Source organism: Isoptericola sp. NPDC019693 (assembly GCF_044389085.1).
Classification (GTDB): Bacteria; Actinomycetota; Actinomycetes; order Actinomycetales; family Cellulomonadaceae; genus Isoptericola.
Genome location: NZ_JBIRXP010000001.1, coordinates 1,031,835 through 1,050,724 on the forward strand (window position 1 = coordinate 1,031,835; position 18,890 = coordinate 1,050,724).

Consider the following 18,890-nt stretch of genomic DNA (forward strand, 5'->3'; position numbering starts at 1 on the left):
GGCGGGGCCGCGCTCGAAAGTGATGACCCCTGCGGGACCGTCAGGCGGTGGCGCGGCCGCGCGACCGCCAGAGCAGGTAGACGAAGTAGGGGGCCCCGAGCAGCGCCGTCCCGAGCCCCGCGGGGATCTGGCCCGGCGCGATGACGACGCGGCCGAGCGTGTCCGCCACGGAGACCAGCACGGCCCCGATCAGGATCGCCACCGGCAGCACCCGGGCGTGCCGGGCGCCGACGAGAGCGCGCGCGGCGTGCGGGGCCACGAGCCCCACGAACCCGATGACGCCGACGGCGCACACGGCAGCGGCCGTGGTCAGCGCCGCGGCGCCGAGCAGCACCAGGCGCGAGCGGTCGACGGGGAGACCGAGGACGCGCGGGGTGTCCTCGTCGAGGGACAGCACGTCGAGCTCTCGCCGGTAGGTCGCCGCCAACGGCACCATGACGAGGAGCGCGAGGGCCACGGGCAGGAGCTGTTCCAGGCTGCGCCCGTAGGTCGAGCCCGACAGCCAGGTCAGGGCGAGGTTGACGTCCCACGGCGCGATGACGAGCACGACGAGGGTGATGAGCGCCGTCGTGCCCGCCTGCGCGCCGATGCCGACCAGCACCAGGCGCTCGGAGCCGAGCCCGCCGCGCGACGACAGCAGGTACACCAGGGCGAAGACGCCGAGCGCGCAGGCACCCGCCGCCGCCGACATCGGCCAGATGCCGACCCCGGGCACGAGCAGGATCATCAGCACCGCGCCGAGGCCCGCGCCGGACGTCACGCCCAGCAGGCTGGGCTCGGCGAGCGGGTTGCGGCACACCGCCTGCACGATCGTGCCCGCGAGCGCCAGCGCGGCCCCGGCGAGCACGGCGGCGAGCACGCGCGGCACGCGCTGGTCGAGCACGAAGCTCACCTGCCGGCCGGCAACGCCCTGGAGCCAGTTCGCCACGTCGCCGAGCAGCACGACCCGGTCGCCGAGCAGCAGGCCGGCGATGACGGCCGCGACCAGCGCGACGCCGAGCAGCACGAGGACCGTGACGACCCGTGCGCGCGACCGCGGGCGCCCGAGCGCCCCGCGGGCGCCGCGCGCCCCGGCACCCGAGTCGCGCAGGCGCCGCGCCATCCACACGAGGATGCCGGCGCCGAGCACGCTGGTCACGACGCCGGTCGGCACGACGACCGACGCCTGCCCCGGCAGGATCGCGCGCAGCAGCACGTCGGCGCCGAGCACCACGACGACGCCCACGAGGGCGGCGAACGGCAGGAGCAGCGCATGCCGGCCGAGGCCGGGCACCTTGCGGCCCACGAGCCGGGCGATGACCGGGGCCGCAAGGCCCACGAAGCCGATCGGCCCGGCCACGGTGACGGCGATCGCGGCGAGCAGGACGGCCGCGAGGACCGCGAGCACCCGGGTGCGCCGCACGTCGATGCCGAGCACGCGCGCGGCGTCGTCGCCGAGGCCGAGCAGGTCGAGCCGGCGGGCGAGCAGCAGCGCGGCGAGCACGCCGACCACCACGACCGGCGCGGCGAGGCTCACCGTGCGCGTGCCGGACTGCACGATGCTGCCGCTGCCCCACGCGAACAGCCCGGTGGTCTCCTGCTCGAAGAGCACGAGCAGCACCATCGTCAGCGAGTGCAGCGCGAGCATGATGGCCGAGCCGGCGAGGACCAGCCGGGTGGGGCCGTCGGCGCCGCCGCGCGCGAGCGCGAGCACGAGCGCCGCGGCCGCCAGCCCGCCGACGAACGCGATGCCGCCCTGCAGGTAGAAGGGGACGCTCAGGCCCAGGGCCGCCGCCGCGACCACCGTGACGTACGCGCCCGCGTTGACCGCGAGCGTGTCGGGCGAGGCCAGCGGGTTGCGCGCCACCGACTGCAGCACCGCCCCGGCGACGCCGAGCGCGACCCCCACGAGGAGGCCGGCCAGCAGCCGCGGCAGCCGGGACGAGACGAGCACCGCGACGGTGCCCTCGCTGTCGGACCCGACGAGGGCTCGCAGCACGTCGAGCGCCCCGACGTCGGCCGTGCCCTGCGTGAGGTGCACGGCGGCCAGGACGAGCACCGCGACGAGGGCGAGGACGAACGCCGCCACGACACGGGCGGGCGCCGCCCGCCGCCCCCGCTCTATGGCGGGGGCGACGGACGACGGTGAGGCGGTCACGGACACGTGCTGCGGGCGATCAGGCGAGCGCGTCGACGAGCGCGTCGATGTACGCGGCACCCGACAGCGGGCCGCCGAACATCCAGATGCCGTCCGGGATGCGGTGCACGTCGCCGGCGGCGACGAACGGCAGCTGCTCCCAGACCTTGTTGCCCTCGAGCCCGTCGGCGAACGGGTCCGCCTCGGCGTCGTTCGCCGCGTACACGAACTGCACGTCGTCGCCCAGCTTCGTCAGGCCCTCGACGTCGGTCTGCGCCAGGCCGTAGTCGGGGTCGCCGCCCTCGGTCCAGGCGTCCTTGAGGCCCACGGCCTCGCCGAGCGCGCCGAAGAAGGAGCCCGGGGTGTACATGCGCACCGAGACGGCGCCGTTGGCGATCCAGCCGTCGGCCATCGTGAACTCGGCGCCGCCGAGACCGGCCTCCTCGAGCGCCGCGGTGCCCTCGGCGACCTTGGCGTCGAAGTCCGCGAGCGCCTGGGTGGCCGCGTCCTGCGTGCCCGTGACCTCACCGAGGGTCGTCACCGTCTCGCGCATGTACCCGAGCGGGTCCTCGCCGTCGGAGCCGCGCATGGTGAGCACCGGGGCGACCTCCTCGATCTGCGCGATGACGTTCTCGGGCAGGTCGGTGGTGGCGACCACGAGGTCGGGCTCGAGCGCCGAGATGGCGTCGAGGCTCGGCTCGCCGCGGGTCCCGACGTCGGGCGTGCCCTCGTCGATGGGCGCCACGGTGTCCCAGGTGTTGTAGCCCGCGACGTCCGCCTGGCCGGCGGGCTCCACCCCGAGCGCCACGAGGTTCTCGGTGAGGCCCCACTCGAGCGAGACCACGTCGACCGCCGGGGCGTCGAGCGTGTGCTCGCCCCGCTCGTCGGTGTAGGTGACGGGGCCGGTCGCGGCCGACGGCTCGGAGGCCGCCTCCGCCGCCGGGTCCTCGGTGGTGCCGCACGCCGTGAGGGCGAGCGCGGCGACGGCGGCGGTGGCGCCGGCGAGCAGCGGGCGGGTGGGGATGCGCATGGGTGTCTCGTGTCCTTCGAGTCGGTGCGCCGCGTGCGGGCGCGACGGTGCCGGGCGACGGGCGCGTCGGCAGGAGTGCGGTCGGGAGGGGAAGGTCGGGCGGGTGCGTCAGGCGCGGGCGTCGTGCCGGCCGACGGCCTCGCAGCGGGTGCGGCCGGTCTCCGGGTGCGTGGTGACGTCGACGCGGATGCCGTAGACCTCGGTGAGCAGCTCGCTGGTGAGCACCCGGGCGGCGGGGCCGGACGCCCGCACCTCGCCGCGGTGCAGCACGACGACGTGGTCGGCGACGGCGGCGGCCTGGTTGAGGTCGTGCAGCACGACGCCGACGGCGACGCCGTGCTCGGTGGCCAGGTCCCGGACCAGGTCGAGCAGCTCCACCTGGTAGCGCAGGTCGAGGTAGGTCGTGGGCTCGTCGAGGAGCAGCACGCCGGTGTCCTGCGCGAGGCAGGTCGCCAGCCACACGCGCTGCAGCTCGCCGCCGGAGAGCTCGTCGACGCCGCGCTCGGCCATCTCGGCGACGCCCGTGACGTCCATGGCGTGCGCGATGGCGCGCGGCCCGTCGGCGTCGGCGGAGCGGAAGCGTCCGCGGTACGGGTGCCGGCCGTAGGCGACGACGTCGCGCACGGTGACACCGCTCGGCGTCGGGTGGCTCTGCGACAGCAGCGTGACGCGGCGGGCGAAGTCCTTGGGGTGCAGGGCGAGCGCGTCGGTGGCGCCCTCGACGTCCGTCGCGTCCCCGGCGGCGGAGCCGCCGAGCGTGACGCTGCCGGCGTCGGGGCGGTGCAGCCGCGCGAGCGAGCGCAGCAGGGTCGACTTGCCGGAGCCGTTCGGCCCGAGCAGGGCGGTGACAGCGCCGGGCCGCAGCTCGAGCTCCGCGCCGTCGACGACGGTGCGGCGGTCGTACGACAGCCGGAGGCCACGTCCAGCCATCGCGACGGCGGGGCGGGACCCGACCACGGGGGGCGCCGAGGACACCAAGGTCTGACTCACGTAGGTGAGGCTAACCTTCACCAGCCGGTTACGTCATCCCCCTGTTGCGTCATTCCGTGTGACACGGGTCACGGCTCAGGCGCGCGTGGCCCAGAACGCCACCGCCGACGCGGCCGCGACGTTCAGCGAGTCCACTCCCCCGGCCATCGGGATGCGCACGACGACGTCCGCGGCCGCGACCGCGCCCCGCGAGAGCCCGTCCCCCTCGGTGCCCAGCACCATCGCCAGGCGCTCCGGGGGGTCGGTCACCAGGTCGTCGAGGGACACCGACTCGTCGGCGAGGGCCAGCGCGGCGACCGTGAAGCCCTCGTCCTGCAGCGCCCGCACGCCCCCCGGCCACGACTCCAGCCGCGTCCAGGGCACCTGGAACACGGTGCCCATCGACACGCGCACCGAGCGACGGTAGAGCGGGTCGGCGCAGCGGGGCGAGACGAGGACGGCGTCCACGCCCAGGGCTGCGGCGCTGCGGAAGATCGCGCCCACGTTCGTGTGGTCGACGATGTCCTCCAGCACCGCGACCCTCCGGGCCCCGCGCCCGCCCCGCGCCGCGGCGAGCAGCTCGTGCACGGCCGGCAGCACGGGCCGGTGCATGGCCGCGAGCGCCCCCCGGTGCAGGTGGAAGCCCGTGATCCGCTGCACCACGTCGTCGGAGCCGACGTACACGGGCGCGTCGGGGTGGGCGGCGAGCACGTCCGACATCGAGTCCAGCCACTTCTCCGCCATGAGGAACGACCGGGGGCGGTGCCCGGCCTCGAGCGCCCGGCGGATCACCGACGACGACTCCGCCATGTACAGCCCCTCGGCCGGCTCGCGCACCGAGCGGAGCTTCACGTCCTTGAGGTCGGTGTAGTCGTGCAGGCGCGGGTCGGCGGGGTCGGTGACGCGGGTGACTCGGGCAGCCAGGATGCCGCTGCCGGGCTCGGGGGTGCTCACCGGGGCATTCTCCCCCGTCGCGCCCCAGCCGTCCGCGCCGCGGCCTGTCGGGGCGGCGTGCCAGGATCGCGGGGTGAGCCCGAACGCCGCCCGCTCCCCCGCCGTCGTCCTGCGTGACCGTGGCCCCGCCGACCTGCCCGCGCTCGCCGAGGTGCTCGCCGCCCAGCAGCCCGCCTCGGGGTACCCGCACCGGTGGCCGCTGCCGTTCCCGGTCGAGCAGTTCGTCGTGCGCCCCGACGAGGAGCGCGCCTGGGTGGCCGAGGTGGACGGCACGGTCGTCGGGCACGTCAGCGTGACGACGGTGCCGGACGACCGGTACGGCGCCATCTGGGCCGCGGGCGCCGGCCGCCCGGTCGACAAGCTCGGGTGCGTGTCGGTCCTCTTCGTCGGCCCGCAGGCGCAGGGCCGCGGCGTCGGCGGCGCCCTGCTGGACGCCGCCGTCGCGCACCTGCGCGCGCAGGGCCGCACCCCCGTGCTCGACGTCGACGACCGCGACGGCGTCGCGCACGCCGTCTACCTGCACCGCGGGTGGCGCGTCGTGGGCGAGGCCCGGTTCGACTGGCAGCGCGAGGACGCGCCACCCGCGCGGATGCTGGTGCTCCCCTGACCACCCGGGCCGGACACGTGGGTGCTGACTTGTTCCTCAAACGGGACGTTTGAGGAACAAGTCAGCACGCACGTCGCTGTCGGCGGATCAGACGCCGGCCGGCCCGGCGACCACGTCCTCCTCGTTCACCGCGGGGGCGCTGAACTGAGACTCGTACAGCCGGGCGTAGGCCCCGCCGGCGGCGAGCAGCGTGTCGTGGTCGCCCTGCTCCACGATCTGCCCGTGCTCCATCACGACGATGGTGTCCGCGTCGCGGATGGTCGACAGGCGGTGCGCGATGACGAACGACGTGCGGTTCGCCCGCAGCGCGTTCATCGCCTGCTGGACCAGCACCTCCGTGCGGGTGTCGACCGAGCTCGTCGCCTCGTCGAGCACGAGGATCTCCGGGTCGGCGAGGAACGCGCGGGCGATGGTCAGCAGCTGCTTCTCGCCCGCCGACAGCGAGGTCGCCTCGTCGTCGAGCAGCGTGGCGTACCCGTCGGGCAGCGTCCGCACGAACGGGTCCACGTGCGTGGCCTCGGTGGCGGCCAGGAAGTCCGCCTCCCCCACCGTGACGCCGTCACGCACCCCGTAGCGCAGGTTCTCCTCGATGGTGCCCTTGAACAGCCACGTGTCCTGCAGCACCATGCCGATCCGCGAGCGCAGGTCGTCGCGCGTCAGGTCGCGGGTGTCGACGCCGTCGAGGGTGATGCGTCCGGCGTTCACCTCGTAGAACCGCATGAGCAGGTTGACCAGCGTCGTCTTGCCGGCGCCCGTCGGGCCGACGATCGCGATCGTCTGGCCGGGCTCCGCGACGAGGTCGAGGTGCTCGATGAGCGGCGTCTCGGGGTCGTAGGAGAACGACACGTCCTCGAACGCCACGCGGCCGCGGACGTCCGCCAGTCGGCGGGGGTCCGCCGGGTCGGGGTCCTGCTCCGGGGCGTCGAGCAGCTCGAACACCCGCTCGGCCGAGGCGACACCGGACTGCAGCAGGTTCATCATCGACGCGATCTGCGTGAGCGGCTGCGTGAACTGCCGCGAGTACTGGATGAACGCCTGCACGTCGCCCAGGGACAGCTGGCCCGAAGCCACCCGGAGCCCGCCGATCACGGCCACGATCACGTAGTTGAGGTTCGCGAGGAAGCCCATCGAAGGCTGCATCGTGCCGGAGATGAACTGCGACTTCCGGGACGCCTCGTAGAGCGCCTCGTTCTCCGCGCCGAACTTCGCCGCGGCGGCCTCCTGGCGCCCGTACACCTTGACCAGCGAGTGGCCGGTGAACATCTCCTCGACGTGCGCGTTGAGGCGGCCGGTGGCGGCCCACTGCGCCACGAACTGCGGCTGCGACCGCTTGGCGATCTGCATGGTGAGGACCACCGACAGCGGCACTGTCACGAGCGCGACCAGCGCCAGCACCCACGAGATCCAGAACATCATCCCGAGCACGCCGACCACCGTGAGCACGGACGTGACGAGCTGCGCGAGCGTCTGCGTCGTCGTCTGCGCCACGTTGTCGATGTCGTTGGTGACGCGCGAGAGGATCTCGCCCTTGGCCTGCTTGTCCACGTAGCTCAAGGGGATGCGGTGGAGCTTGGCCTCCACGTCGTCGCGCAGGCGGCGCATCGTGTTCTGCACCGCGATCGTCATGATGCGCGCCTGGAGCCAGCCGAACAGGAACGCGCCCAGGTAGATGGCGAGCACCCACAGCAGGATCTGGGCGAGCCGGGTGAAGTCGACGCCCTGGCCCGCCACCACACCGGGCAGCGAGGAGATCAGGCCGGCCTGCGCGTCGTTCCCGGACTCGCGCAGCATGGCCGCGGCCTGCGCTCCCGTGGTCCCCGCCGGGACACCGGCCGTCACGAGCCCCTTGCCCACCACTCCGGCGAAGATCACGTTCGTCGCGTCGCCCAGGATCTTCGGGCCGGCCACGGTGAGCGCCACGGAGACGACGCCGCACAGCGTGAGGAGCACGACGCGCGTCCGCTCGGGGCGCATCACCCCCGCGAACCGCTTGAGCGAGCCGGTGAAGTTCATGGCCTTGGCGCCCGGGGCGCCGCCCATCCCGCCCATCGGCCCGCCGCCGCGCGGCCCGCCGCCGGGTCGTGCGCCTGCTGCCGGTGCCTTGCGCTCGCCGCTCATGCCGCCTCCTCGAGGGACATCTGGGAGGAGACGATCTCCTGGTAGGTCTCGTTGTCGGCCAGCAGCTCGGCGTGCGTGCCGCGGCCGACGATGCGCCCGTGGTCGAGCACGAGGATCTGGTCCGCGTCACGGATGGTCGCTACCCGCTGCGCGACGACGAGCACGGTGGCGTCCTGCGTGCGCGGCCGCAGCGCGGCGCGCAGCCGCGCGTCGGTGCTGTAGTCGAGCGCGGAGAACGAGTCGTCGAACAGGTACACCCGCGGGCGCCGCACGACGGCGCGCGCGATGGCGAGCCTCTGGCGCTGGCCGCCGGAGAACGTCGTACCGCCCTGCGCCACCGGAGCCTCAAGACCCTCGGGGAGCGCCTCGACGAAGTCGCGCGCCTGCGCGATCTCCAGCGCGGCCCACATCTCCTCCTCGGTCGCGTCGGCCTTGCCGTAGCGCAGGTTGTCCGCGACCGTGCCGCTGAACAGGAACGCCTTCTGCGGCACCAGCCCGAGCTGCGACCCGAGGTCGCCCGTCGCCAGGTCGCGCACGTCCACGCCGTCCAGGAGCACCCGCCCGCCGGTGACGTCGAAGAGCCGCGGCACGAGGTTGAGCAGGGTGGTCTTGCCCGCGCCGGTGGAGCCGATGATCGCCGTCACGCGGCCGGGCGACGCGGTGAACGTCAGGTCGTGCAGCACCGGCTCGTCGGCGCCCGGGTACCGGAACTCGACGCCCTCGAGCCGCACCTCGCCGCGCGGGCCCTCGCCGTCGGCGAGGGACGAGAGGCTGACCGGAGCCGCCGGCTCGGTCACGGACGTCTCGGTCCCGAGGACGTCGGTGATGCGGCCCGCCGCCACCGAGGCGCGCGGCACCATCATCACCATCATCGTCGACATCATCACGGCCATGAGGATGTACATGATGTAGCTGAGGAACGCCATGAGCGCCCCCACCTCCATCTGCCCGTTGTCGATGCGCTGAGCCCCGAACCACAGCACCGCGACGCTCGAGGCGTTCATGATGAGCATGACCATCGGGAACGCCAGCGCCATGAGCTTGCCCGCGTTGAGCGACGTGTCGTACAGCGCCTCGTTCGTCGCGCCGAACCGCTCCAGCTCGCGGCGCTCGCGGACGAAGGCGCGCACCACGCGCAGGCCGGTGATCTGCTCGCGCAGCACGCCGTTGATCGCGTCGATCCGCTTCTGCATCGCCCGGAAGTACGGCACCATCCGCCACATCAGCAGGCCCATCGCGATGCCCAGGACGGGCACCACGACCAGCAGCAGCGCGGACAGCTCGACGTCCTCCTGCAGCGCCATGATCACGCCGCCGACCAGCATGATCGGCGCCATCACCATGATGGTGAAGGTCATCAGGACGACCATCATCACCTGCTGCACGTCGTTGGTCGTGCGGGTGATGAGGGACGGGGCACCGAACTGCCCCAGCTCGCGGGCGGAGAACCCCTGCACGGAGTCGAACAGGTCCCGGCGCACGTCACGGCCCAGCGCCGTCGCGGCGCGCGCACCGAGGAGCACCGCGCCGATCGCGCACGCGACCTGGACGAGGCTCACGACGAGCATCCAGCCGCCCACGCGCATGATGTAGGCGGTGTCGCCCTGGACCACGCCGTTGTCGACGATGTCGGCGTTGAGGGAGGGCAGGTAGAGGGAGGCGAGCGTCGCGAGCAGCTGGAGCACCAGCAGGAGCGCGACGGCGCCGGCGTACGGGCGCAGATAGCTCCGCGCCAGGGAGACGAGCATCAGGGCTCCTGGGGGTGGGAGTGAGCGGGCTTCGCAGCCCCGGGGGGATTCTCGGACGCAGTGTTCGCCTGTCTCGCGCCGTCGGGCACGGGATTTTCCTCGCGGTCCGCGGCGAGGCCGTGCACGAGCACGTCGGCGACGACGCGGGGCGACGGCGCGGGCAGCAGGTGGTCGACCCGTGCGTGCGTGCCCGCGATGCTCGCCTCGACCAGGGCCACCGCGACCTCGATCGGCACCCGCAGCCGGTGCTCGTCCGGCTGCAGCACGCCGATCAGCCCGGCGACCGTGGCCTCGCGCTGCTGCTCGCGCTGCTGCGCCAGCTGCACGCGGAAGTCCTGCACGTGCTCCGGCTCGGCCTGGTCGCGCGCCCCCGTGCGGTGGTGCAGCGCACGCAGCACGCCCATCCAGCGCATGACGTCCGACATGCGCCGGCGGCCGAGCTCGATCACGCGCTCGAGCCGCTCCTCGAGCGGGGCCTCCCGGTCGATCGCGGCGAGCTCGGCGCGCGTCTCGACCGGGCCGGAGGCGCGGTGCAGCCCTTCGACCGCGACCGCGCCGATGAGCGTGTACTTGTCCCCGAAGGCGCGGAACAGGGTGCCCTCGGCGACCCCCGCGGCGTCCGCGAGCTCGCGGGACGTGACGTCGACGCCGAGCTCCCCCACCAGGGGCATCACGGCCTGGGCGATCGCGGCGCGCCGGTCGTCCGGCGCCATCGGGGCGGCGCGACCCGTCGGGGCTGGGCTCATGACCGCCACAGTAAATGAGTGAGCACTCACTCCGCAACTGGCCCGACCATCGGGTCAGCCTCGGCGGCGGCGCACCAGCACCAGCGCGGCGCCCCCGAGCAGCAGGACGAGCGCGAGGGCGGCGATCCCCGCCCCCGGCCCCGTGACGGCCAGCGGCCCACCCGGTCCCGGGGCCCCGTCCGGCGGCAGGCCCGGCGTCGGCTCGGCGCTCGAGGTCGGGCCCGGGTGGCCGGTCGGGGACGGGCTCGGCGACGGACCCGGCGGGACCGCGGGGGGCGCGTCGACGCAGGCGTCGGCGGCGACCTCCTCGGTGCCCGGGCCCCGCACCGAGGCCGTGTTCAGGAAGCCGCTGCCGCCGTCCTCCCCCACGACGCCCTGGCAGACGCGCGCCTCGTCGAGCACGTCGGCCGGCACCCGCGCCGTCACGAGGACGTCGAAGGACTGCGTCGCACCGGCCGCGATCGTGGCCCCCGCGACGACGACGAGATCCTCCCTCCCGTCCCAGCCCGGGTTGACCTGGATGTCCGGCGACGTGACGACCGCGTCGAGGACCTGGATCCCCCCGCCGAAGCGCAGCCGGTCGGAGAGGTCGTACCGCTGCACCACTCCCCCCGGGTTGCGCACCGAGACCCGGTAGCCGATCCGGTAGGTGCCGTCCCCGCCGGCCGACGGTCCGCTGACGACGGTCTTCTCTACCTCCAGGTCGGCCGGGCGCACGTTGGTGAAGCGGCACAGCACGGTGTCTCCGGCACGCACGTCGACCGTCGCGGCCGCACCGTCGACCACCGTGCCCCCGCTCGATCCCGAGCAGTCGACGGACTCCAGCTGCCAGCCCTCCGCGCCCTCCTCGGAGACCGTGTACACCCCGGGGGCGAGCGGCTGCGTCGTGAACGGGTCGTCCCCGTCCGCGAGGGTGAAGCGCTCCTGCGCTCCCCCTTCCGGGCCCCAGGAGAACCCGAACTCCTGGCCGGAGGCCGGCTCGGTCGCCTTGTCCACCACCAGCACGCCCCACTGCGTGTTGGAGTAGGTGCAGGTCACCGTCTCGCCCGGGTCGAGCCCGATCGTCGCCACGAGCCCGTCGACCGTCGAGTCCGCCCCGTCCTCGACGCCGTCCGCGCACACCAGCTCCGTGCCCTCGTACCCGTCCCGCGCCAGCTCGGACAGCACGTGCTCGCCGGGGGCGACGTTCTCGAACGTGCGCGCCCCCGTGCCCCCGGACGTCGTGATCGTGAACTCCTCGGGGTCGAGCCACGAGCCGGTGAAGCCGAACTCCGCGTCCGCGCCGTCCACGGCCTTGACGACGACGACCCGCCCGAGCCGGGTGTTGGTCGCCGTGCAGTCCAGGTGGGCGCCCGCGCTCACGGTGAACGCCCCGAGGTCCTCGACCGGGGTCGCCTCGCCGCCGCCCGCCGGCGCGAGGGTGCACGCCAGCGGCTGCGTGGCGGCCCACCCGTCGGCCGCCTGCTCGGTCAGCGCGTACGTGACGCCGGGCAGGAGGTCCGGCAGGTCGGCGCTGCCGGAGCCGTCCGCGGTGGTCACCGTGACGGTCTGCTCCGGCTGGCCTTGCGGGGTGAGGACGAACGCGAAGTCGCCGTCGCCGCCCACGGTCGTCTTGGTGACGGTCGCCGTGGCGGGGTCCGGCGTGTTGACGACGTCGCAGCTCACGTCCCGGCCGGACCGCGCGACGAGCTGGAAGCCGGGGGCGTCGCTCGCGTCCTGGAGCGGCTCGCCCCCGGCCGTGCAGGTGAACCCGCCGGCCGTCCACCCCGCCGGGACGGCCGTCTCGACGAGGGTGTAGGTGACGCCGGGCACCAGGTCCTCCCACATCCCCGGCTCCGACGTCCCGTTGCCGGCCACCGTGAGGGTCCTCGTGCCCTCCGGGTCGCCGGGCGGTGCGAGGGTCACCTGGAACGACCGGGTCGCGTCGTCGGGCGCGCCCGTCACCGTCTTGGTGACGCTGAGGTCCACCGGGACGGCGGTGTTCGTCACGGCGCAGGTGATGGCGTCCCCGGGCGCGGGCGTGAACCGCACGCCGAGGTCGATCGCGTCGCCGTCGACGTCGCAGGTCATCTCGCCGGCGTCGTAGCCGTCGGCCACCTCGGTGAGGTCGTACGACGTCCCCGGCACGAGGCCGGCCCACTCGAGCGGGTCGCTCGAGGAGCTGCCCGTGCCGGTGGCGTCCTGCGTCCCGACGCCGCCCGCGGGCGGGTCGAGGGTGACGGGGAACGACCAGGCCAGGTCGTCGGCGACGCCGTCGACCGTCTTGACGAAGGACAGGGTGGCCGGGTCGGCGGCGTTGGTGACGTCGCAGGTCAGGCTCTGCCCCAGGGCCGGGCGGAACTGGAGACCCGGGGTGTCGGGGTCGAGGTCGTCGACGCCGCAGACGAGGCCCGGCGACGTCCAGCCGTCGGGCACGGCCTCTGCCAGCGTGTACAGCGTGCCCGGCACCAGGCCGGTGAAGGTCGCCGGGGCGCTCGTCGCGTTCCCTGTGCCCGTCAGCGTCACGGGGCTGCCGGGCGTCGCCTCCGGGCTCAGCGACACGTCGAACGACCAGGGCAGGTCGTCGGCCACGCCCGTCACCGTCTTCGTGACGGTGACGTCGGCGGGCTGCGCGGCGTTCGTCACCTCGCACGACACGACCTGGTTGAGGCCCGCGACCAGCTGGAACCCGGCGGCGGCGCCCGCGTCCTCGACGGGCACGCCCCCGACGGAGCAGGTGAACGTGCCGCCCGTCCAGCCGGTGGGCAGCGCCTCGGTGAGCGTGTAGGTGATGCCGGGCACCAGGCCGGTCCAGGTGGCCGCGGCGGAGGTGGAGGACCCCGTGCCCGTGAGGTTCTGCGTGGCCTGCGGCGACGCGGCCGGCGAGATCGTCACCGGGAACGACCATGCGACGTCGTCGGCCACCCCGGTCGTCGTCTTCGCGACGCTCACCCGCGACGCCGTGCCGGCGTTCGCGACCCCGCACTGCAGGGTCATGCCGGGCGTCGCGGTGAACTGGAACCCGGCGTCGGCGCTCTCGTCCGTCAGCCCGGGGCACTGGACGAGCCCCAGCACCCACCCCGCCTGGGGGCTCTCGGCGAGGGTGTACCGCGTGCCCGGCACCAGGTCGGTCCAGGTCACGGGGCCGGAGGACGTGTTACCCGTCCCGGAGGCCGTCTGCGCCCCCGCCGGGCTCGCGTCGGGCGTGAGGGTGAGCTCGAACGACCAGCCGAGTCCGGCCGCGACGCCCGAGACCGTCTTCGTGACCGCGACGGACGCCGGGGTCGCGGTGTTCTCCAGCGTGCACTCGAGGGTCTGCCCCACGCCGGCGACGAACTGGAACCCGGCCGCCGGGCTCGCGTCCGCCACCCCCGCGCACTCCAGCCCCCCGGACGTCCATCCGTCCTGCGCCGGCTCGGTCACGGTGTACGTCACGCCGGGCGTGAGGTTCTGCCAGGTCACGGTGCCCGAGGCGGGCGCCGTGCCGCTCACGGTCTGGGTGCCGCCGGGGGTGACACCGCCCGCAGGGCTCAGGGTGAGCGGGAACGACCACGCCGTGCCGTCCGCCAGCCCCGCGGCAGACTTCGTCACGCTCACCGACGCCGTCTCCGCGCGGTTGGAGAAGAAGCAGGTGACGACGTCGGCCGCGTCCAGCTCGACGGTGATCGACTGCGCCGCGGCGTCCAGGGTCCAGCCGTCCGCCGTGTTGCAGAACGTCGCGCCGTTCAGCGTGTTGAGGCTCCACCCGTCGGGCATGTCGCCCTCGGTGAGCGTGTAGGTGCCCTCGAGCAGTCCGGTCCAGGACCGGATGGCGCCGGCGACGTTCGGGTCGGAGTTGATGACGAAGTCCTCCTCCCCGCCAGCGATGCTCGGGCCGGTGATCGTGAAGTCGAAGTCCTGGTCGAAGTTCGCCGGGACCGACCGCTTGATGAGGATGAGGCTGCCCTCGACGGCGTTGGTGAAGTAGCACTCGGTGGTCTCGCCCGGCAGCACCTCGAACCCCAGGCGCCGGGCCTCCCGGTCCTCGGGCGTGCCGCTGTGGTCCTCGCCGCCGTACGTGCACGACAGGTCCGCGAGCACGGTGGGCGGGTCGCCCGCGTCGGTGGTCTCCTCGAAGAAGTACTCGTCGCCCGCCGGCACGTCCTCGATGACGGTCTCGTACAGCGTGCCGTCGTCCTGCACGCCCTCGACCGTGAACGCCTCGTGCCCGTCGATGTTGCTGGTGAAGTCGAAGTCGCGGGCCTCGTCCCCGGTGCCGTGCACCTCCTTGTAGAGGATCACCCGGCCGTTCGCGGTGTTCTCGGCCGTGCACGCGATGCGGTCGCCCGCCTGCACCGTGAAGTCCGTGAGGTCGGCGACCGGCGTCGGGTCGCCGCCGCCCGCCGGCGCGCGCGTGCACGCGAGCGGGCCGGTCGGCGCCCAGCCGTCGGCGTCCTGCTCGGTCAGCGAGTAGCGGTTCCCCGGCAGCAGGGTGGGCAGGTCGGCGGTGCCCGTGCCACCGGCGGTGGTGACCGGGACGGACGTGGGCGAGCCCGACGACGGCACGGTGTCCAGCAGGAACGCGAACTCGCCGTCGCCGCCCACCGTCGTCTTCGTGATGCTGCCCGCCACCGCGGGCGCCGTGTTGTCGGCCACGCACGTGTAGTCCGCACCCGGTGCGGCCACGAGCCGGGAGGCGTCGATCGGCGTGCCGCTGCCGTCGTCGCAGACGATGCCCTGCGCGGTCCATCCGGCGCCCGGGTCCGCCTCCGTGAGCGAGTACACGACGCCGGGAGACAGGGCGGTCCAGGTGTGCGAGTCGTCGCCCAGGCCGGGACCCGTCCCGGTGAGCGTCACCGTGCCGTCCTGCCCCGGGGGCGGCGGCGCGAGCGTCAGGTCGAACGACCAGTCGACGCTGTCGCCGATCCCGGCGGTCCGCTTGCGGACCGTCGCCGAGGCCGGGAGCGCGGTGTTCGTCGCGGAGCAGGCGTACGACTGCCCGGGCTCGACGTCGATCTCGACGCCCGGCGTCGTGGGGTCGTCGCCGCCACCGCCGAGGCCGCACGTGATCGGTCCCGCGTCCCAGCCCTCGAGCCCGCCCTCCTCGAGGACGTACCGTCCGGGCTCGAGGTCCTCCCAGGCCACCGAGGACGAACCCGGCCCGGTGCCGGAGACGTCCTGGGTGTCGGCCTCCTCGCCCTCGGGCGTGAGGGTCACCGGGAACGACCACTCGTAGTCGGCGGTGATGCCGCCGGTCGTCTTGGTGAAGGAGACCGTCCCCGGGGCGATGTCGTTCTCGACCGCGCAGGCGACGGCGTCACCCACGTCGACCGTGAAGTCCGTGACGTCCGGGATGGTGAACTCGTCGCCGGCCGCGGGCGTCACGGTGCACACGATCGTGCCCTCGACCCAGCCGGGCTGGTCCTGCTCGACCAGCGAGTAGCGCACGCCCGGCACCAGCGCGAGCTCGGCCGACCCGCTGCCGGCCGTGGTCGTGATCGGGACGCTGACCGGGGTGTCCCCCGTGCCGAGGGTGGTCAGTTCGAAGGTGAAGCTCCCGTCCCCCTCGCTCGTCGTCTTCGTCAGCGTCGCCGCGACGGGCGCGACGAAGTTGGTCAGGCTGCACGACACGGCGGCGTCGAGCGGCGCGACGAAGCGGAAGCCGCCCTCGACCTGCTCCACCCCCGCCCCGGTGCAGCTCTCCAGCCGCTGGGTGACCTCGTCCGGCAGGTCGACCTCCGTGACCGTGTACGTCTGGCCGGGCAGCAGGTTCTCCCAGCCGACGGTCACGGCGGACTGTCCCGTCCCGGAGACGGTCGTCGGGTCGGTCGCGCCCTGCGGCACGGGCCGGATCTGGACGCCGAACGACCACGGGTAGTCCGCGGCGAGCCCGCTCGTGATCTTGCGCAGGCTCACCGACGACGGCAGCCCGGTGTTCGTCATGCCGCACGACAGCTCCTGCGCGACCCCCGCGACGAACGTGAAGGTCAGGTCCTCGGTGTCGAGGTCGGCCACGGCCCCGCCCTGGTCCGTGCAGGTGATCGCACCCATGGACCAGCCGGGGATCGCCTGCTCCCGGATCACGTACTGCTGACCCGGCACCAGCTCTCCCCACGTCGTCGCCGCGCTGCCGGGTCCCGTGCCCGACAGGGTCCGGGCGTCCCCCGGGGCCGGGGTGAGCGAGACGTCGACGCTCCACGCGAGCTCCGGGCCGATGCTCGCCGTCGTCTTGGTCAGCGTCGCCTGCGCCGGGAGCGCGAGGTTGGTGTAGAGGCAGGTGACGATCGCGCCGTCCTCGAGCGTGACGCCCGTCGTCTCCTCGTCCTGCCGTTCCCAGGCGAGATCGGCCCCGTCCGCGCGCTGGCAGACGACGTCGTCGACGCTCCAGCCGGTCAGCCCCTCCTCCGTGATCGTGTAGTCGCCGGCCGGCACCTCCTGCACCACCCACGACCAGTCGTCGCCCACCGTGTTGAGCGTGAACCCCTCGTCGAAGCCGTCCGGGCCCGTCACGGTGAAGGGGAAGTCCTCGTCCCACTCCACTATCGGCGCGGTCGCCTTCTGCACCACGAGGGTGGCGCCCTCCGGTTCCGCGATGTCCTCGAAGGAGCACGTCATCTGGGACCCCGGCCGCGCGGTGAACGTCGCGGTGGGCGGGTCGACCTCCAGCTCCTCCTCGTAGTCGTACGGCGGGTCCCAGCACGACAGGTCCGCCAGCACGTATCCCTCGGGCACCTCCTCGGAGACGGAGTACTCGCCCGGCGGCACCTGGAACTGGGTGGAGTCGGTGGCGTTCGTCGTGCCCGGGACGGGCTCGGGCGTCAGGGTGAACTCCTCGACCTCCCCGGTGAGGTTCCCGGTGAAGGTGAACGAGCTGCCCGCGCTGTCCTGGGGGACGCGCTTCTCGATGGTCACCGTGGCGAGCTGCGTGTTGGTGAACGTGCACTCGAGGTTCTCGCCGACCACCGGCGTCACCGTGACGGACGCGGTGCTCCCGGACGTGCCGTCGGTGCACTCGACCTGCGGCGTCATCCAGCCGTCGACGGCGTCCTCCGCCACGGTGAGCGCCTCGCCCGCCGGCACGGCGAACGTCGCGCTCTCGCCGTCGCCGAGGGTGGCCTCCTCGTCGCCCACGGTGAAGTCGAAGTCCTGGTCCGCGCCGTCCGGCAGGGTCTGCTTCGTCACCGTCACCAGGGCGGCATCGTTGGTGAGGACGCAGTCGGTCCGCCCGCCGCCCAGGAGGGTGAACGGGGTGTCCGGGTCCGTCACGTCGACGGTATGTCGCTCGCCCACCTGGTCGGTGTACGAGCACTCGGCGGCCGTGAGCTCCCACGGCGGGGGGACGCCGGTCTCCGCCAGGTGCAGCAGCGAGCTCGAGAGCACGCCCTCGTACGTCCGGGTCTGCCCCGAGACCACGGCGTCCTCGATGCTCGTCTGCCCGGGCGGGATCACCACGCCCTGGGAGCTCTCGTTCGTCACCCGGAACCCGAACTCGTCGTCCGTCTGCCCGGTCGGTGTCTCCTTCGTGACCGTCAGGGTGCCGCAGTTGGAGATCTCCAGCGGTTCGGGCGTGTTGAAGAAGAAGTCCGAGATCGTCGCCGTCTCTGCGGCGCCCGTGCGGGACATCAGGGAGGTGATCGCGAAGGTCGAGCACTCGTCGTCGCCGAACAGCCCTGCCGCCGTGAGGTCGATGGCGTACTCGCCGAAGGTGTCCTGCTGCTGGTTGCCGAGCGGCGGCGCCTCGGTGCGCTGGCCCATCGCGAAGGCGAAGTCCACGCTGCGGCCGGTCGTGGCCCACGAGCCGCCGCCGTCGGGGTTCGCGCAGCCGTCCCCCGCCGCCGGGGTCCAGTCGAGGAAGCGCGTCGTGCCCTCGGCGTACAGCACGTCGAGCAGCAGGTCGTCGCAGCGTCCCGGGTCAGGTCCCTCGAAGACCGTGTAGATGCTCACGGAGCCGTTGCCCGCGCGGCGCGTGAAGTAGCCGTACAGGATGAAGTGGCGCAGGCCGGTCGCGTCGGACAGCGCCTCGGTCGCGTACCCCGCGCTGCACAGGTTCGCCTTGTCCTGCACGTTCGCCGGGGCCGCCACCCAGGGGTTCGTGTCACCGTTCTGGCTGCCCTGGTTCGCGGTCGGGTCCGGCCCCTGCCCGTCGCAGTTCGCGTACGCGCCGTCGTCCCAGAAGAATCCCCCCGCGAACACGCCCGAGGAGCGGAACCCGCCGGCCGTCGTGTAGGGCTCCGTCGGCACGAACGTGGGCGTCTGGGTGGCCGACGGCTGCGGCTGCAGGACGTCGTTCCAGTCGAACGTGCCCGGCGGCGTCCCGCCGGTCTTGTCGCCGTCGATCTGGAACCCGGTCTGCAGCCCGGACGGCAGCGTCACCGCCTCGGCCTCCGGCGCCGGCCCGTTCGGGGCCAGCGGGACGAGGACCCCGAGCGCCAGCGTGAGGGCCGTGACCATGGCGACGCGACGACCGGCGGCGCCGGGCCGGTGCACCCGCCGTCGAGGTCGCGCCCCTCCGCGATCCGCCACGCCCATCGCGTCCTCCCGGGGACGTCCGAAGGCCGGACTCGAGGCGCCGCGCCCGCTGTGACGCGGCGCACACTCCCGGCCAAGGTAACCAGGGGTCGCCGTCGGCGCGCGGGGAAGGGCG

Annotated in this window: 9 protein-coding genes; 1 reads left to right on the forward strand and 8 read right to left on the reverse strand. The window is 73.8% G+C overall.

The genetic code is table 11. The features are described from left to right. Window positions 1-40 precede the first annotated feature (40 nt). The 4 genes from ACH436_RS04885 to ACH436_RS04900 form a co-directional block, all read right to left on the reverse strand. Complete coding sequence (locus tag ACH436_RS04885; protein WP_430559028.1) at window positions 41-2,143, reverse strand: iron ABC transporter permease; 2,103 nt, start codon at window positions 2,141-2,143, stop codon at window positions 41-43. Window positions 2,144-2,156: 13 nt separating this feature from the next. Then, entirely contained in the window at window positions 2,157-3,146 is a 990-nt protein-coding gene (locus tag ACH436_RS04890; RefSeq protein WP_430559029.1) for an ABC transporter substrate-binding protein, read from the reverse strand. 108 nt (window positions 3,147-3,254) lie between these two features. Next, complete coding sequence (locus ACH436_RS04895; protein WP_430559159.1) at window positions 3,255-4,076, reverse strand: ABC transporter ATP-binding protein; 822 nt, start codon at window positions 4,074-4,076, stop codon at window positions 3,255-3,257. A gap of 135 nt (window positions 4,077-4,211) precedes the next feature. Next, window positions 4,212-5,069, reverse strand: coding sequence for a TrmH family RNA methyltransferase (locus tag ACH436_RS04900; RefSeq protein WP_430559030.1), 858 nt, complete (start codon window positions 5,067-5,069; stop codon window positions 4,212-4,214). Between the two features lie 73 nt (window positions 5,070-5,142). Here ACH436_RS04900 and ACH436_RS04905 point away from each other — a divergent pair, with 73 nt between their 5' ends. Beyond that, window positions 5,143-5,676, forward strand: coding sequence for a GNAT family N-acetyltransferase (locus ACH436_RS04905; RefSeq protein WP_430559031.1), 534 nt, complete (start codon window positions 5,143-5,145; stop codon window positions 5,674-5,676). Window positions 5,677-5,763: 87 nt separating this feature from the next. Here ACH436_RS04905 and ACH436_RS04910 read toward each other — a convergent pair whose 3' ends face one another. From ACH436_RS04910 to ACH436_RS04925, 4 genes are read right to left on the reverse strand one after another with little or no spacing between them, the layout of a single operon-like run. Further along, the gene (locus ACH436_RS04910) at window positions 5,764-7,794 is read right to left on the reverse strand and encodes an ABC transporter ATP-binding protein (RefSeq protein WP_430559032.1); all 2,031 of its coding nucleotides are present in this window, start codon (window positions 7,792-7,794) and stop codon (window positions 5,764-5,766) included. Then, window positions 7,791-9,542: an ABC transporter ATP-binding protein gene (locus tag ACH436_RS04915; protein WP_430559033.1), complete on the reverse strand. Its 1,752-nt coding sequence runs from the start codon at window positions 9,540-9,542 to the stop codon at window positions 7,791-7,793. Before ACH436_RS04915 ends, ACH436_RS04910 begins: the two co-directional genes overlap by 4 nt. Further along, entirely contained in the window at window positions 9,542-10,288 is a 747-nt protein-coding gene (locus ACH436_RS04920) for a TetR/AcrR family transcriptional regulator (protein ID WP_430559034.1), read from the reverse strand. The genes ACH436_RS04915 and ACH436_RS04920 overlap by 1 nt, the downstream gene beginning before the upstream one ends. A 54-nt stretch (window positions 10,289-10,342) precedes the next feature. Next, entirely contained in the window at window positions 10,343-18,697 is an 8,355-nt protein-coding gene (locus ACH436_RS04925; protein ID WP_430559035.1) for a hypothetical protein, read from the reverse strand. Window positions 18,698-18,890 lie beyond the last annotated feature (193 nt).

What these genes read in the sequence shown, in the direction of transcription:
- ACH436_RS04890 (WP_430559029.1), bottom strand. Translation starts at nt 3,146, where the DNA reads ATGCGCATCCCCACCCGCCCGCTGCTCGCCGGCGCCACCGCCGCCGTC.
- ACH436_RS04895 (WP_430559159.1), bottom strand. Translation starts at nt 4,076, where the DNA reads ATGGCTGGACGTGGCCTCCGGCTGTCGTACGACCGCCGCACCGTCGTC.
- ACH436_RS04910 (WP_430559032.1), bottom strand. Translation starts at nt 7,794, where the DNA reads ATGAGCGGCGAGCGCAAGGCACCGGCAGCAGGCGCACGACCCGGCGGC.
- ACH436_RS04915 (WP_430559033.1), bottom strand. Translation starts at nt 9,542, where the DNA reads ATGCTCGTCTCCCTGGCGCGGAGCTATCTGCGCCCGTACGCCGGCGCC.
- ACH436_RS04920 (WP_430559034.1), bottom strand. Translation starts at nt 10,288, where the DNA reads ATGAGCCCAGCCCCGACGGGTCGCGCCGCCCCGATGGCGCCGGACGAC.
- ACH436_RS04925 (WP_430559035.1), bottom strand. Translation starts at nt 18,697, where the DNA reads ATGGTCACGGCCCTCACGCTGGCGCTCGGGGTCCTCGTCCCGCTGGCC.